We start from the raw sequence: 14,270 nt of genomic DNA on the forward strand, positions 1-14,270 counted from the left end.
CGCTATTTCGCCATGACGTCGTTCAGCTCGTGCAGCAGCCGGGCCAGTTCGGCGACCTCGCGGCGGTCCCAGTGGGCGAGTTCGCGCACGTAGCGGGCGCGGCGGGCCTCGCGGACGGTGCCGACGCGGCGGCGGCCCTCCTCGGTGAGGGTGACCAGCCAGGCGCGGCCGTCGGCCGGGTCGGGTTCGCGGGCGATCAGGCCCAGTTCCTCCAGGGCGCGCAGCTGCCGGGACATGGTGGCCTTGCCGACCCCGATGTAGGCGGCGAGTTCGGTGGCCCGCCGGCCGCCCTGTTCGTCCAGCCGGATGAGCAGGCCGTAGGCGGAGGACTCCAGGTCGGGGTGGACCTCCCGGGCCATCTCGGCCTGGTTGGCCCGGGCGCGCCGCAGCAGCACGGTCAACTCGCGTTCCAGCGACAGGAATTCCTGGTCTGCACCACTGGGCGTCACCTGGCAGGCGGCGCCCGGTCCACCGCTGTTTCTGTCCTCGTGCACGTCAGCACCCCTGATCGGTTTCGCAGTCCTGAAAGTTTCTGTCACACGTCGTCATTGCCGCAGCTCCGTCAGTATTTCGCAGGCATAGACCAACGGCGTCGTCCGGACCCCCTTCCACGCCGTCATCTACGTGCGTAGCTTCTTTACCACGCCATTAATGGCATGCCCACGCCCAGTGGGCCGGCGGTCACCCCCCACGATCCCCACATCGCTCCCCCACTCCCCATCCCGGAGGCACGCCATGACCGTGCTCAGACCCGGTCCCACCCGTCGTACCCGCCCGCTCCGTCCGCGCGCCCTCGCCGTCCTGGTCACGGCCCTGCTCGCGGCGCTCTCCCTCGCCCTCCCGCCCGCCTCGGCCCAGGCCGCGAGCACGCCCGCCCGCGGCTCCGCCTACCTGGGCATGGGCGTCCTCGCCCACGACGGCCGAAGCGGCACCCCCAGCACCGGCAACGCCACCCAGACCGAGGGCGTGGACGTCTCCGGCCACCAGGGCAACGTCGCCTGGTCCACGCTGTGGAACAGCGGCGTCCGCTGGGCGTACACGAAGGCGACGGAAGGCACGTACTACACGAACCCGTACTTCGCCCAGCAGTACAACGGCTCCTACAACGTGGGCATGATCCGCGGCGCCTACCACTTCGCCACCCCGGACACCACCAGCGGCGCCACCCAGGCCAACTACTTCGTCGACCACGGCGGCGGCTGGTCCAGGGACGGCAAGACCCTGCCCGGCGCCCTGGACATCGAGTGGAACCCGTACGGCGCCGCCTGCTACGGCAAGACCGCGAGCCAGATGGTCGGCTGGATCGCCGACTTCCTCAACACCTACAAGGCGCGCACCGGGCGGTACGCCGTGATCTACACGGCCACCAGCTGGTGGACCCAGTGCACCGGCAACTACGGCGGTTTCGCGGTGAACAACCCGCTGTGGATCGCCCGCTACGCCTCGGACCCGGGGACGCTGCCGGCCGGGTGGTCGTTCTACACGATGTGGCAGTACACCTCCTCCGGCCCGACGGTCGGGGACCACGACAAGTTCAACGGCGCCCTGGACCGGGTCCAGGCCCTGGCCAACGGCTGAGACGACGGCCGGCCGCGAGCGGGTGCGGCCGCGGCGCGCGGGCCCGGCGGGCGTGGGCCGTTCTCCCCGGCCCGCGCCCTGCGTTGGTGCTCCGCGCCACCCGGGATCATGCTGGTCAGGAGAGCCTGCCGAGCAAGGGCGAGATGAGCGGCGATGGAGCGACCAGCGACGTACACGGCCACGGCCACCATCGATGAGCGGGGCATCCTGACCGGCTGGAGCGACGGCGCGCGGCGGCTGCTCGGCTACGACTCCCCGGCGGTGGTCGGCCGGCCCGCCGCCGCGCTGCTCGCCACCGACCCCGCCGGCGCCCGCCGGACCCTGGCCGGCCGCGGCCGCTGGCACGGCACCGTCCCGTTGCGCCACCAGGACGGCCGGCGCCTGGAGCTGGACGTCCTCGCCCACCGCCGCACCTCCCCCGCCGGACGCACCGACTGGCTCGTGGTGAGCGCGGTGACCACCCGGCCGCAGCCGCCCCGGGGCGACCCCCTGGAGGAGTGGACCTTCCTCCAGTCGCCCTTTCCGCTGGCCGTCTTCGACCCGGACCTGCGCCTGCTGCGGGCCAACCGCCGGCTGGAGCACGCCCTCGCCCTGCCCGAGGCCGCCATGCGCGGGCTGTGCCTGACCCACATCGTGCCCGGCGCCGCCGGCGAGGAGGCCGAGCGGTCCATGCGGGCGGCGCTGGAGTCCGGCCGGCCGCAGGAGGCGCACGGCCGGCTCGGCCCGGACCTCGGCCGCACCGCCGTCCTGACCCCGCTGAAGGACGCCGACGGCCGGGTACGCGCCGTCTGCCTGTCCGTGTCGCGGCCGGCCCCGGACGCGGCCGGCGGGCCGGGCCCGGCGGACGAGACCGGGCCGCCCACCGCGGCGGTGGCGGACCAGGTCCTGGCCGCCCGGGAACTCGCCAAGGTCACGGTCCCCCGGCTGGCCGACGTCATGGCGGTCGACCTGCTGGACCGCCCGCGCTCCGGCGGCGCGGCCGGCGGCCCGCAGCCGGGGCGGGCCGTGCTGCGCCGGGCCGCCCTGCGCGCGGTCCCGGACGACGGCGGGACCGCCCGTGGCACCTGCGTCGGCGAGGCGGTCGTCTGCCCGGCCGGCTCGCCGCCCGCCCGCTGCCTGGCGACGGCCCGCCCGCTGCTGTACGACACGGCGGAACCGGGCATCGCCGAGTGGGCGGCGCTGGACCCGTGCGCCGGGTGGCTGCGCGCGTCCGGCACGCGGTCCCTGCTGGTGGTGCCGCTGGTCGCCGGGAGCGGCACGCTCGGTGTGGCCCTGTTCGGCCGTACCCGGCGGCGGGAGTCCTTCGGGCCGGAGGACGTACGGCTCGCCGAGGAGTTCGCCGCCAAGGCCGCCGCCTGCATCGAACAGGCCCGCGCCGAGGCCCCGGCCCGGGGTACCGCGCCCCTGCGGCACGGCCTGCTCCCGCACCCGCTGCCCGACCAGGCCGCCCTGGAGATCACCACCCGCTGTCTGCCGGCCGCCGCCGGTGCGGGCGGCGACTGGTTCGACGTGATCCCGCTGTCGGGGGCGCGGGTGGCGCTCGTCGCGGGTGACGTGGCGGGTCGCGGCTTCCGCGCCTCGGCCACCGTGGGCCGGCTGCGCACGGCGGTGCGCACCCTGGCCGACGTGGACCTGCCCGCCGACGAGCTGCTCGCCCACCTGGACGACCTGGTACTGCGGCTGGCCGCCGACGAGAGCAGCGCGGACCCGGCCACCGAGACCGCCGGCGGCATCGGCACCACCTGCCTGTACGCCGTCTACGACCCGGTCTCGCGCCGGTGCGCCGCGGCCCGGGCCGGGCATCCGCCGCCCGCCGTGGTGACCCCCGACGGCGCCGTCCGCCTCCTCGACGTGCCCGCCGGGCCGCCGCTGGGAATGGGCGGACCGCCCTTCGAGGCGGTCGAGACGGAGCTGCCCGAGGGCAGCCTGCTGGCGCTGTGCGCGAACGGACCGTCCGAGCCCCACGGCCACGCCGTCGGACGGGCCCTGGACGGGGTGTACGGCGCGCCGGACCGTCCGGCGCCGTCGCTGGACTCGGTGTGCGACCGGGTCATCACCGAGCTGGCCGGACACCGCCCGGACGACCACCACGCCCTGCTGCTCGCCCGTACCCGGGCCCTGCGCGGGGACCGGGTGGCCTGCTGGGAGCTGGAGCACGAGCCGACGGTCGTCTCCCGGGCCCGCCGGTACGTGGGGGACCAGCTGTCCGCCTGGGGCCTGGAGGAGGCCGCGTACACCACCGAGCTGATCGTCAGCGAACTGGTCACCAACGCCATCCGCTACGGCGGCCCGCCCGTGCGGCTCCGGCTGCTGCGCCCGGGCTCGCGCCTGATCTGCGAGGTCTACGACGCCGGCGGCAGCACCCCGCACATGCGCCGGGCCCGGATCTTCGACGAGGGCGGCCGGGGCCTGCTGCTGGTCGCGCAGCTCGCCGAGCGCTGGGGCACCCGGCACGAGCGGACCGGCAAGACGGTGTGGGCGGAGCAGACCCCGGACGCGCAGACCCCGGACGCGCTCTGAGGACGCTCCGGGAAGGAGACGCCGGCCCCGGGGCGCGGCAGAGGCCCGGGCAGCCCCTCGCGGGACCCGGGCCTCGCCTTTCCCGCGGCGTCCGTCACGCCGCCACGGGAACCGCCGGCTCCGCGCCGGTGGCGGCCGGCGCGAGCGCCAGCTCCAGCACCTGGCGCACGTCGGTGACGGTGTGGACGTCGAGCTTGTCCAGCACCTCGGCCGGCACGTCGTCCAGGTCGGGCTCGTTGCGCTTGGGGATGATCACGGTGGTCACCCCGGCGCGGTGGGCGGCGAGCAGCTTCTGCTTCACACCGCCGATGGGCAGCACACGGCCGGTCAGCGAGACCTCGCCGGTCATCGCCACGTCCGTGCGGACCAGCCGGCCGGAGAGCAGCGAGGCGAGGGCCGTGGTCATCGTGATGCCCGCGCTCGGGCCGTCCTTGGGCACCGCGCCCGCCGGGAAGTGGATGTGCACGCCCCGGTCCTTCAGGTCGGCCACCGGCAGCTCCAGTTCGGCGCCGTGGCTGCGCAGGAAGCTCAGCGCGATCTGCGCCGACTCCTTCATCACGTCACCCAGCTGGCCGGTGAGGGTCAGGCCCGCCGCGCCCGTCTCCGGGTCGGCCAGGGACGCCTCCACGTAGAGCACGTCGCCGCCGGCACCGGTGACCGCGAGTCCGGTCGCCACGCCGGGCACCGCCGTACGGCGCTCGGCCGGATCCTGGGCGGACTCGGGCACGTGGTGCGGCCGGCCGATCAGGTCGCGCAGATCGCCGTCGGTGACGGTGAACGGCAGCTCCCGCTCGCCCAGTTCGTGCCGGGCGGCGATCTTGCGGAGCAGGCGCGCGATCGAGCGCTCCAGGGTGCGCACGCCGGCCTCGCGCGTGTACTCGCCGGCCAGCTTGCGCAGGGCGCTCTCGTCCAGGGTGACCTCGCCGCGGTCCAGGCCGGCCCGCTCCAGCTGGCGCGGGAGCAGGTGGTCACGGGCGATGACGACCTTCTCGTCCTCGGTGTAGCCGTCCAGCCGGACGATCTCCATGCGGTCGGCGAGGGCCTCCGGGATGGCCTCCAGGACGTTGGCGGTGGCGAGGAAGACCACGTCGGAGAGGTCCAGCTCGACCTCCAGGTAGTGGTCGCGGAAGGTGTGGTTCTGCGCCGGGTCGAGGACTTCGAGCAGGGCGGCGGCCGGGTCGCCCCGGAAGTCGGAGCCCACCTTGTCGATCTCGTCCAGCAGGACCACCGGGTTCATCGACCCGGCCTCCTTGATCGCGCGCACGATCCGGCCGGGCAGCGCACCGACGTACGTACGGCGGTGGCCGCGGATCTCGGCCTCGTCGCGGACGCCGCCGAGGGCGACCCGGACGAACGTGCGGCCCATGGCGTGCGCGACGGACTCGCCGAGGCTGGTCTTGCCGACGCCGGGCGGGCCGACGAGGGCCAGCACCGCGCCGCCGCGCCGCCCGCCGATGACGCCCATGCCCCGGTCGGTGCGTCGCTTGCGCACGGCCAGGTACTCGATGATGCGTTCCTTGACGTCCTCCAGGCCCGCGTGCTCGGCGTCCAGCACGGCCCGGGCGCCCCGGATGTCGTACGCGGAAGCGCTGTCATCGGTTCGCTCGTTCCACGGCATCTCCAGGACGGTGTCCAGCCAGGTGCGGATCCAGGAGCCCTCGGGCGACTGGTCGGAGGCGCGCTCCAGCTTGTCGACCTCCTTCAGGGCGGCCTCGCGGACCTTCTCCGGCAGGTCGGCGGCCTCCACGCGGGCGCGGTAGTCGTCGGACTCCTCACCCTCCTTCTCGCCGTTCAGCTCGCGCAGTTCCTTGCGGACGGCCTCCAGCTGACGACGCAGCAGGAACTCGCGCTGCTGCTTGTCGACGCCTTCCTGGACGTCCTTGGCGATGGTCTCGGCCACCTCCTGCTCGGCGAGGTGGTCGCGCAGCTGCTGGGTGGCGAGGCGGAGGCGGGCCACCGGGTCGGCGGTCTCCAGCAGTTCGACCTTCTGCTCGGTGGACAGGAAGGGCGAGTAGCCGGAGTTGTCGGCCAGCGCGGAGACGTCGTCGATGGCCTGGACGCGGTCCACGACCTGCCAGGCGCCGCGCTTGCGCAGCCAGGCGGTGGCGAGCGCCTTGTACTCCTTGACCAGTTCGGCGACCTGACCCGGCAGCGGCTCCGGCACGCTCTCCTCGACGCCGGCGCCCTCCACCCAGAGCGCGGCGCCCGGTCCGGTGGTGCCGGCGCCGATGCGGACCCGGCTCCGGCCGCGGACCAGGGCCCCGGGGTCACCGTCGGCCAGCCGGCCGACCTGCTCCACCGTGCCGAGGACGCCGGTCTTGGCGTACGTGCCGTCGACGCGCGGCACCAGCAGCACCTTGGGCTTGCCGGGTTCGGAACGGGCGGCGGCCTGCGCGGCCTCCACCGCGGCCCGCACCTCGGCGTCGCTCAGGTCCAGCGGAACCACCATGCCGGGCAGTACGACCTCGTCGTCGAGCGGCAGCACGGGCAGGGTCAGCGTGAACGCCGGTGACTCAGCAGCCATGATCTCCCCTTAGGCAGTCAACTTGAGCTATGCCGACTCAATGTTCTGGCGTCGCCGATTGTTCCCGGACCCTTGTTCGCTCTGAGCGATCACTTGCTCCCGTCGGCGTACGCCCGCCCTCCCTCGGGGGCGGGGACCGTACCGGCCGGAGACGGTGTGGCCGGAGAGGCGTTCGCCGCGGGCCCAGGTGTGCCGGGTGCCACGGTGCGGCGCTCCTCGCGTTCCGGGCCCCGCCCTTCGCGCCCGGTGCGCCGCCGCCCCCGACCGGCACCACGCGCACGCCGGTTCACGGCGGCCTCCGGCCCGCCGGCGCCTGCCGTCCGCCGAGCGCTTCGCATCCGCCGGGCGCCCCAAGGCTCCCGCCCGGGGCCACTCGTCCGTGGGCGTCCTGCCCAATTCCCGTGACCATCCGGCCCTGTTCGAGCAGGATGGGGGACATGACTGCCGTGTACGACACTCCCGTGGTCCTGGACCGACGCGAAGGCCCGTACGGCGAGGTGGTGCTGCGCAGACACGGTGCGCTTCTGCAGATCATCGCCAACGGCTGCTTCCTGATGGACACCTCCGACGGGCGCTCGGAGCGGCTGCTGATCGACGCCGCCCGCGACGCGCTGGCCGGACGGCCCGCCCCGGCGGTGCTGATCGGCGGGCTGGGCGTGGGCTTCTCGCTCGCACACGCCGCCGCCGACCCGGCATGGGGGCGGATCACCGTGGTGGAGCGCGAGGGCGCCGTCATCGACTGGCACCGGGACGGCCCGCTCGCCGAGATCTCCGCCGGCGCCCTCGCCGACCCCCGCACCGCGATCGTCCGAGCCGATCTCGTGGCGTACGTCAATGAGACTTCCGACACGTTCGACGCGCTGTGCCTCGACATCGACAACGGCCCCGGCTGGACCGTCACCGAGGACAACGACAGCCTCTATTCGCCGGCCGGACTCGCCGCCTGCGCAAGGGTGTTGAGGCCCGGCGGAGTACTCGCGGTGTGGTCCGCCGAACCCTCTCCGGAATTTGAAGGAACCTTGCGGAATGCCGGGTTCCAGCAGGTGCGTACCGAAGAGGTGCCCGTTGCCCGGGGCGTTCCCGACGCCGTCCACCTCGCCGTCCGACCTGGATAGCGACAGCGCGGTGAGTCCCCGTAATGTGCTGCCCTGACGCGGATCTTTCAAGCGTCTGACGCAGACATGGGATCACCCCACGGATTCCGGAAAGCAACACAACAGGGGCGGGCGATGGAGCAGACACACACCTCCCAGAGCGGCGCGGCGACGACCACCCCGGGCGCACAGCGCCGGGTGCTGGTCGTCGAGGACGACCCCACGATCGTCGACGCCATCGCGGCCCGGCTCCGTGCCGAGGGATTTCTGGTGCAGACGGCGGCCGACGGTCCGGCCGCCGTCGACACGGCCGAGGCCTGGCAGCCCGATCTGCTGATCCTCGACATCATGCTGCCCGGCTTCGACGGGCTGGAGGTGTGCCGGCGGGTGCAGGCCCAGCGGCCGGTGCCGGTGCTGATGCTGACCGCGCGGGACGACGAGACGGACATGCTGGTCGGGCTCGGCGTGGGCGCCGACGACTACATGACCAAGCCGTTCTCCATGCGTGAGCTGGCGGCCCGGGTGCACGTGCTGCTGCGCCGGGTGGAGCGGGCCGCGCTGGCCGCCGCCACCCCCCGCACCGGCATCCTGCGCCTCGGCGAGCTGGAGATCGACCACGCCCAGCGCCGGGTGCGGGTGAAGTCCGAGGACGTCCACCTGACGCCCACCGAGTTCGACCTGCTGGTGTGCCTGGCGAACACCCCGCGCGCGGTGCTCTCCCGGGAGCAGCTGCTGGCCGAGGTGTGGGACTGGGCGGACGCCTCCGGCACCCGCACGGTCGACAGCCACATCAAGGCGCTGCGCCGCAAGATCGGCGCCGAGCGGATCCGGACCGTGCACGGCGTGGGCTACGCGCTGGAGACACCGACCCCGTGAGCGGCAGCGGGCGCCAGGCCGCACGGAGGAGCCCCGGGACCCTCGGCGAGGAACCCTGGGGCGGCGTACGCCCGTTCTCGATCAAGACCAAGCTGGGCGCGCTGGTCGTCATCGCGGTGCTGATCACCACCGGGCTGTCGCTCGTCGCGGTGCACACCCAGACGGAGCTGCGCTTCATCACGGTCTTCTCGATGATCGCCACCCTGCTCATCACCCAGTTCGTGGCGCACTCGCTGACCATGCCGCTGGACGAGATGAACACGGTGGCCCGCTCCATCTCGCAGGGCGACTACACGCGCCGGGTGCGGGAGAGCCGCCGCGACGAACTCGGCGATCTGGCCCAGACGATCAACGTCATGGCCGACGAGCTGGAGGCCCAGGACAACCAGCGCAAGGAGCTGGTGGCGAACGTCTCGCACGAGCTGCGCACCCCGATCGCCGGCCTGCGCGCGGTGCTGGAGAACATCGTCGACGGGGTCACCGAGGCCGATCCGGAGACCATGCGGACGGCCCTGAAGCAGACCGAGCGGCTGGGCCGCCTGGTGGAGACCCTGCTGGACCTGTCCCGGCTCGACAACGGCGTGGTGCCGCTGAAGGCACGCCGCTTCGAGGTGTGGCCGTACCTCTCGGGCGTGTTGAAGGAGGCCAACATGGTCGCCTCCGTGCGCGCGGGCATCGCCTCCGGTTCGGGCAGCCACACCCGCACGGACGTCCATCTGCACCTGGACGTCTCGCCGCCGGAGCTGACCGCGCACGCGGACCCCGAGCGCATCCACCAGGTCGTCGCCAACCTGATCGACAACGCGGTCAAGCACAGCCCGCCGCACGGCCGGGTGAGCGTGAAGGCGCGGCGCGGACCGCAGCCGGAGTCGCTGGTGCTGGAGGTCCTGGACGAGGGCCCCGGCATCCCCCGGTCCGAATGGCACCGGGTGTTCGAGCGGTTCAACCGGGGTGCGGTCACCCGGCCGCACGGTCCGGGCAGCGACGGCGGGACCGGGCTCGGGCTGGCGATCGCCCGCTGGGCGGTGGATCTGCACGGCGGCCGGATCGGGGTGGCCGAATCCGAGCGTGGCTGCCGGATCATCGTCACTCTTCCGGGACTGACTTCGTCGGCCGGTTGACATAGGGTCCGCACCGGAAGCACAAGATCCACGACGGTCCCCGGCGAGTTCGCGCGGCAGGACACGTGTGATCGGCGCAGGCCCGGGCACCCGCCTGACGACGGCGGCGGCGGGCCCCGCCGGTGCACCCTCCCCTGTGCGGAACCACGCTTGTTTCCCGCCATATCAAGCCCCGAAACAAGATTTCCGATGTGACTTACACGACGATGACCTTGCTCGACCTGACCTTCCCGGCCAGGGAGGCGTAGCCTTTATTCCCGCTGTCCATCACCTTGTGAAGCGGAAGAGGGCGGTTGCCGCCGTGTCGCCACAGTCCCCCAGTAACTCATCGAGCATCTCCACCGACGACCAAGCCGGGAAGAACCCCGCAGCCGCGTTCGGTGCGAACGAATGGCTCGTCGACGAGATCTATCAGCAGTACCTCCAGGACCCGAACTCCGTAGACCGCGCCTGGTGGGACTTCTTCGCCGATTACAAGCCGGGGGCTCCTGCCACCCCGGCCCCGGCGGGTGCTGCGGCCACGGGGGCCGCAGAGACCACCACGGCCCCGCAGGCACCCGCGGCCCCGGCCCCCCGGGCCGCCGCCCCGGCCCCGCAGCCCGCCGCGGCTCCCGCCCCGGCCCCGGCCCCCGCGGCCCCGGCCGCTCCCGCGGCGAAGGCCGCCCCGGCCAAGCCGGCGCAACCCGCACAGGCGCCCGCTCAGCCGAAGGCCAAGCCCGAACCGGCGAAGCAGGCCCCCGAGGGTCCCGAGCTGGTCACGCTGCGCGGCCCGTCCGCCGCCGTGGCGAAGAACATGGACGCCTCGCTGGAGATGCCGACCGCCACCTCGGTCCGCGCCGTCCCGGTGAAGCTGCTGTTCGACAACCGGATCGTCATCAACAACCACCTCAAGCGCGCCCGCGGCGGGAAGATCTCCTTCACGCACATCATCGGGTACGCGATGGTGCAGGCCATCAAGGCCATGCCGTCGATGAACTGGTCCTACGGCGTCAAGGACGGCAAGCCGACCCTGATCAAGCCGGCGCACGTCAACCTCGGCCTGGCCATCGACCTGGTCAAGCCCAACGGTGACCGCCAGCTCGTCGTGGCCGCCATCAAGAAGGCCGAGACGCTGAACTTCTTCGAGTTCTGGCAGGCCTACGAGGACATCGTCCGCCGCGCCCGCGACGGCAAGCTGACGATGGACGACTTCTCCGGTGTCACGGTCTCCCTGACCAACCCCGGCGGCCTCGGCACCGTCCACTCCGTGCCGCGCCTGATGCCCGGCCAGTCCGTGATCATGGGCGTCGGCTCCATGGACTACCCGGCGGAGTTCCAGGGCACCAGCCAGGACACCCTGAACAAGCTCGGCGTCTCCAAGGTCATGACGCTCACGTCGACCTACGACCACCGGGTCATCCAGGGCGCCGCCTCCGGCGAGTTCCTGCGCCAGGTCGCCAACCTGCTGCTCGGCGAGAACGGCTTCTACGACGACATCTTCGAGGCGCTGCGCATCCCCTACGAGCCGGTCCGCTGGCTCAAGGACATCGACGCCAGCCACGACGACGACGTCACCAAGGCCGCCCGCGTCTTCGAGCTGATCCACTCCTACCGGGTCCGCGGCCACGTCATGGCCGACACCGACCCGCTGGAGTACAAGCAGCGCAAGCACCCGGACCTGGACATCGTCGAGCACGGGCTCACCCTGTGGGACCTGGAGCGCGAGTTCGCCGTCGGCGGCTTCGCCGGCAAGTCGATGATGAAGCTGCGCGACATCCTCGGTGTGCTGCGCGACTCGTACTGCCGCACCACCGGCATCGAGTTCATGCACATCCAGGACCCCAAGCAGCGCAAGTGGATCCAGGACCGGGTGGAGCGCCCGCACTCCAAGATGGAGCGCGAGGAGCAGCTGCGCATCCTGCGCCGGCTGAACGCCGCCGAGGCGTTCGAAACCTTCCTGCAGACGAAGTACGTCGGCCAGAAGCGCTTCTCCCTGGAGGGCGGCGAGTCCGTCATCCCGCTGCTGGACGCGGTGATCGACTCCGCGGCCGAGTCCCGCCTGGACGAGGTCGTCATCGGCATGGCCCACCGCGGCCGGCTGAACGTTCTGGCCAACATCGTCGGCAAGTCGTACGCGCAGATCTTCCGCGAGTTCGAGGGCAACCTCGACCCGAAGTCGATGCACGGCTCCGGCGACGTGAAGTACCACCTGGGCGCCGAGGGCACCTTCACCGGCCTGGACGGCGAGCAGATCAAGGTCTCGCTGGTCGCCAACCCCTCCCACCTGGAGGCCGTCGACCCGGTCCTGGAGGGTGTCGCCCGCGCCAAGCAGGACATCATCAACAAGGGCGGCACGGACTTCACGGTGCTGCCGGTGGCGATCCACGGCGACGCGGCCTTCGCGGGCCAGGGCGTGGTGGCCGAGACCCTGAACATGTCGCAGCTGCGCGGCTACCGCACCGGCGGCACGGTCCACATCGTCATCAACAACCAGGTCGGCTTCACCGCGGCCCCCGAGTCCTCGCGTTCCTCCATGTACGCGACGGACGTGGCCCGCATGATCGAGGCCCCGATCTTCCACGTCAACGGCGACGACCCCGAGGCCGTCGTGCGCGTGGCGCGGCTCGCCTTCGAGTTCCGCCAGGCCTTCAACAAGGACGTGGTGATCGACCTCATCTGCTACCGCCGCCGCGGTCACAACGAGTCGGACAACCCGGCCTTCACCCAGCCGCTGATGTACGACCTGATCGACAAGAAGCGCTCGGTGCGCAAGCTGTACACCGAGTCCCTGATCGGTCGCGGCGACATCACCCTGGAAGAGGCCGAGCAGGCCCTCCAGGACTACCAGGGCCAGCTGGAGAAGGTCTTCACCGAGGTCCGCGAGGCCACCTCGCAGCCGGCCGCCGGGGACGTCCAGGCGCCCCAGGACGGCTTCCCGGTCGCGGTCCCGACCGCGGTCTCCACCGAGGTCGTCAAGCGGATCGCCGAGTCCCAGGTCAACATCCCCGACAACATCACCGTCCACCCGCGGCTGCTGCCGCAGCTCCAGCGCCGGGCGGCGATGGTCGAGGACGGCACGATCGACTGGGGCATGGGCGAGACCCTCGCCATCGGCTCCCTGCTGCTGGAGGGCACCCCGGTCCGGCTGGCCGGCCAGGACTCCCAGCGCGGCACCTTCGGCCAGCGCCACGCGGTGCTGATCGACCGGGAGACCGGCGAGGAGTACACCCCGCTGCAGTACCTCGCCGAGGACCAGGCGCGGCTGAACGTCTACAACTCACTGCTGTCCGAGTACGCGGCGATGGGCTTCGAGTACGGCTACTCGCTGGCCCGCCCGGACGCGCTGGTGATGTGGGAGGCCCAGTTCGGCGACTTCGTCAACGGCGCGCAGACGGTCGTCGACGAGTTCATCTCGTCGGCGGAGCAGAAGTGGAGCCAGACCTCCGGCGTCGTCCTGCTGCTCCCGCACGGCTACGAGGGCCAGGGCCCGGACCACTCCTCCGCGCGCCCCGAGCGGTTCCTCCAGCTGTGCGCGCAGAACAACATGACGGTCGCCATGCCGACCTCGCCGTCGAACTACTTCCACCTCCTGCGGTGGCAGGTGCACAACCCGCACCACAAGCCGCTGGTCGTCTTCACCCCGAAGTCGATGCTGCGCCTGAAGGCCGCCGCGTCGAAGGCGGAGGAGTTCACGAACGGCCAGTTCCGCCCGGTCATCGGCGACAGCACGGTCGACCCGGCCGCGGTCCGCAAGGTCGTCTTCTGCGCCGGCAAGGTCTACTACGACCTGGAGGCCGAGCGGCAGAAGCGGGGCGCCACGGACACGGCGATCATCCGCATCGAGCGGCTGTACCCGCTGCCGGGTGACGAGCTCCAGGCGGAGGTCAACAAGTACCCGAACGCCGAGAAGTACCTGTGGGCCCAGGAAGAGCCGGCGAACCAGGGTGCCTGGCCGTTCATCGCGCTCAACCTGATCGACCACCTGGACCTGGCGGTCGGCGCGGACATCCCGGCCGGCGAGCGGCTGCGGCGCATCTCGCGTCCGCACTCCTCGTCCCCGGCGGTGGGTTCCGCGAAGCGGCACCAGGCCGAGCAGGAGCAGCTGGTGCGTGAGGTGTTCGAGGCGTAAGCCTCCCGGAAAAGGGCCCGGTACCGAGTTCGCGCTCGGTACCGGGCCCTTTCGCCTGCCCGGCGGGGTCTTCTCGTCCCCCGGCCTACTCGTCGTCCTCGTCGTCGAGCCGGGCGAGCCAGGTGGCCAGCCGCTCCACGGGCACCTCGAAGTCCGGGTTCAGGTCCACGAACGTGCGCAACTGCTCGGCGAGCCACTCGAAGGTGACCTCTTCCTCGCCACGCCGCTTCTCCAGCTCCTCGATACCGCGGTCGGTGAAGTACATAGGGGCTACGTCTCCTGCGTGAACATCCAGCCTGGCAACTCTCCCCACCAGCGTATGCCGCCGCCGACGCGCCCCGGACCCGGGCGGCCGCGCGCAGGGCCCCCTCCCCACGCCGGCGCATCCTCCTCGAAAGAGTGTCTTGACTTCACCGCACCGAGATATATCGTGTTTGGAAGGGAACGCG

The 14,270-nt window shown here is 72.2% G+C and carries 9 protein-coding genes; 6 read left to right on the forward strand and 3 right to left on the reverse strand.

Going from position 1 to position 14,270, the window contains the following annotated elements:
- Positions 1-2 precede the first annotated feature (2 nt).
- Positions 3-494 (reverse strand): MarR family winged helix-turn-helix transcriptional regulator, encoded by a 492-nt coding sequence (locus ABD350_RS15545; protein ID WP_189756369.1) that lies wholly within the window; start codon positions 492-494, stop codon positions 3-5.
- A 241-nt stretch (positions 495-735) separates the two neighbouring features.
- Here ABD350_RS15545 and ABD350_RS15550 point away from each other — a divergent pair, with 241 nt between their 5' ends.
- Positions 736-1,578 carry a lysozyme gene (locus ABD350_RS15550; RefSeq protein ID WP_344348665.1) on the forward strand — a complete coding sequence of 281 codons (843 nt, stop codon included), beginning with the start codon at positions 736-738 and terminating at the stop codon, positions 1,576-1,578.
- Between the two features lie 153 nt (positions 1,579-1,731).
- Positions 1,732-4,098, forward strand: coding sequence for an ATP-binding SpoIIE family protein phosphatase (locus ABD350_RS15555; protein WP_344348666.1), 2,367 nt, complete (start codon positions 1,732-1,734; stop codon positions 4,096-4,098).
- Positions 4,099-4,192: 94 nt separating this feature from the next.
- Here ABD350_RS15555 and lon read toward each other — a convergent pair whose 3' ends face one another.
- A complete protein-coding gene (gene lon, locus ABD350_RS15560; RefSeq protein WP_344348667.1) occupies positions 4,193-6,622 on the reverse strand; it encodes an endopeptidase La in 2,430 nt (809 codons plus the stop codon).
- 437 nt (positions 6,623-7,059) lie between these two features.
- Here lon and ABD350_RS15565 point away from each other — a divergent pair, with 437 nt between their 5' ends.
- The 4 genes from ABD350_RS15565 (at position 7,060) to ABD350_RS15580 (ending at position 13,821) form a co-directional block, all read left to right on the forward strand.
- Positions 7,060-7,737, forward strand: a complete 678-nt coding sequence (locus tag ABD350_RS15565; RefSeq protein ID WP_344348668.1) for a spermine/spermidine synthase domain-containing protein — start codon at positions 7,060-7,062, stop codon at positions 7,735-7,737.
- Positions 7,738-7,851: 114 nt separating this feature from the next.
- The gene (locus ABD350_RS15570) at positions 7,852-8,592 is read left to right on the forward strand and encodes a response regulator transcription factor (protein WP_030609901.1); all 741 of its coding nucleotides are present in this window, start codon (positions 7,852-7,854) and stop codon (positions 8,590-8,592) included.
- Positions 8,589-9,713 (forward strand): HAMP domain-containing sensor histidine kinase, encoded by a 1,125-nt coding sequence (locus tag ABD350_RS15575; RefSeq protein WP_344348670.1) that lies wholly within the window; start codon positions 8,589-8,591, stop codon positions 9,711-9,713. The genes ABD350_RS15570 and ABD350_RS15575 overlap by 4 nt, the downstream gene beginning before the upstream one ends.
- A gap of 301 nt (positions 9,714-10,014) precedes the next feature.
- A complete protein-coding gene (locus tag ABD350_RS15580) occupies positions 10,015-13,821 on the forward strand; it encodes a multifunctional oxoglutarate decarboxylase/oxoglutarate dehydrogenase thiamine pyrophosphate-binding subunit/dihydrolipoyllysine-residue succinyltransferase subunit (protein WP_344348672.1) in 3,807 nt (1,268 codons plus the stop codon).
- 85 nt (positions 13,822-13,906) lie between these two features.
- Here ABD350_RS15580 and ABD350_RS15585 read toward each other — a convergent pair whose 3' ends face one another.
- Positions 13,907-14,086, reverse strand: coding sequence for a DUF6104 family protein (locus tag ABD350_RS15585; protein WP_003992906.1), 180 nt, complete (start codon positions 14,084-14,086; stop codon positions 13,907-13,909).
- Between the last annotated feature and the right edge of the window lie 184 nt (positions 14,087-14,270).

The sequence above is a fragment of the Streptomyces nogalater genome (genome assembly GCF_039532885.1).
GTDB classification, from domain to species: Bacteria; Actinomycetota; Actinomycetes; order Streptomycetales; family Streptomycetaceae; genus Streptomyces; species Streptomyces nogalater.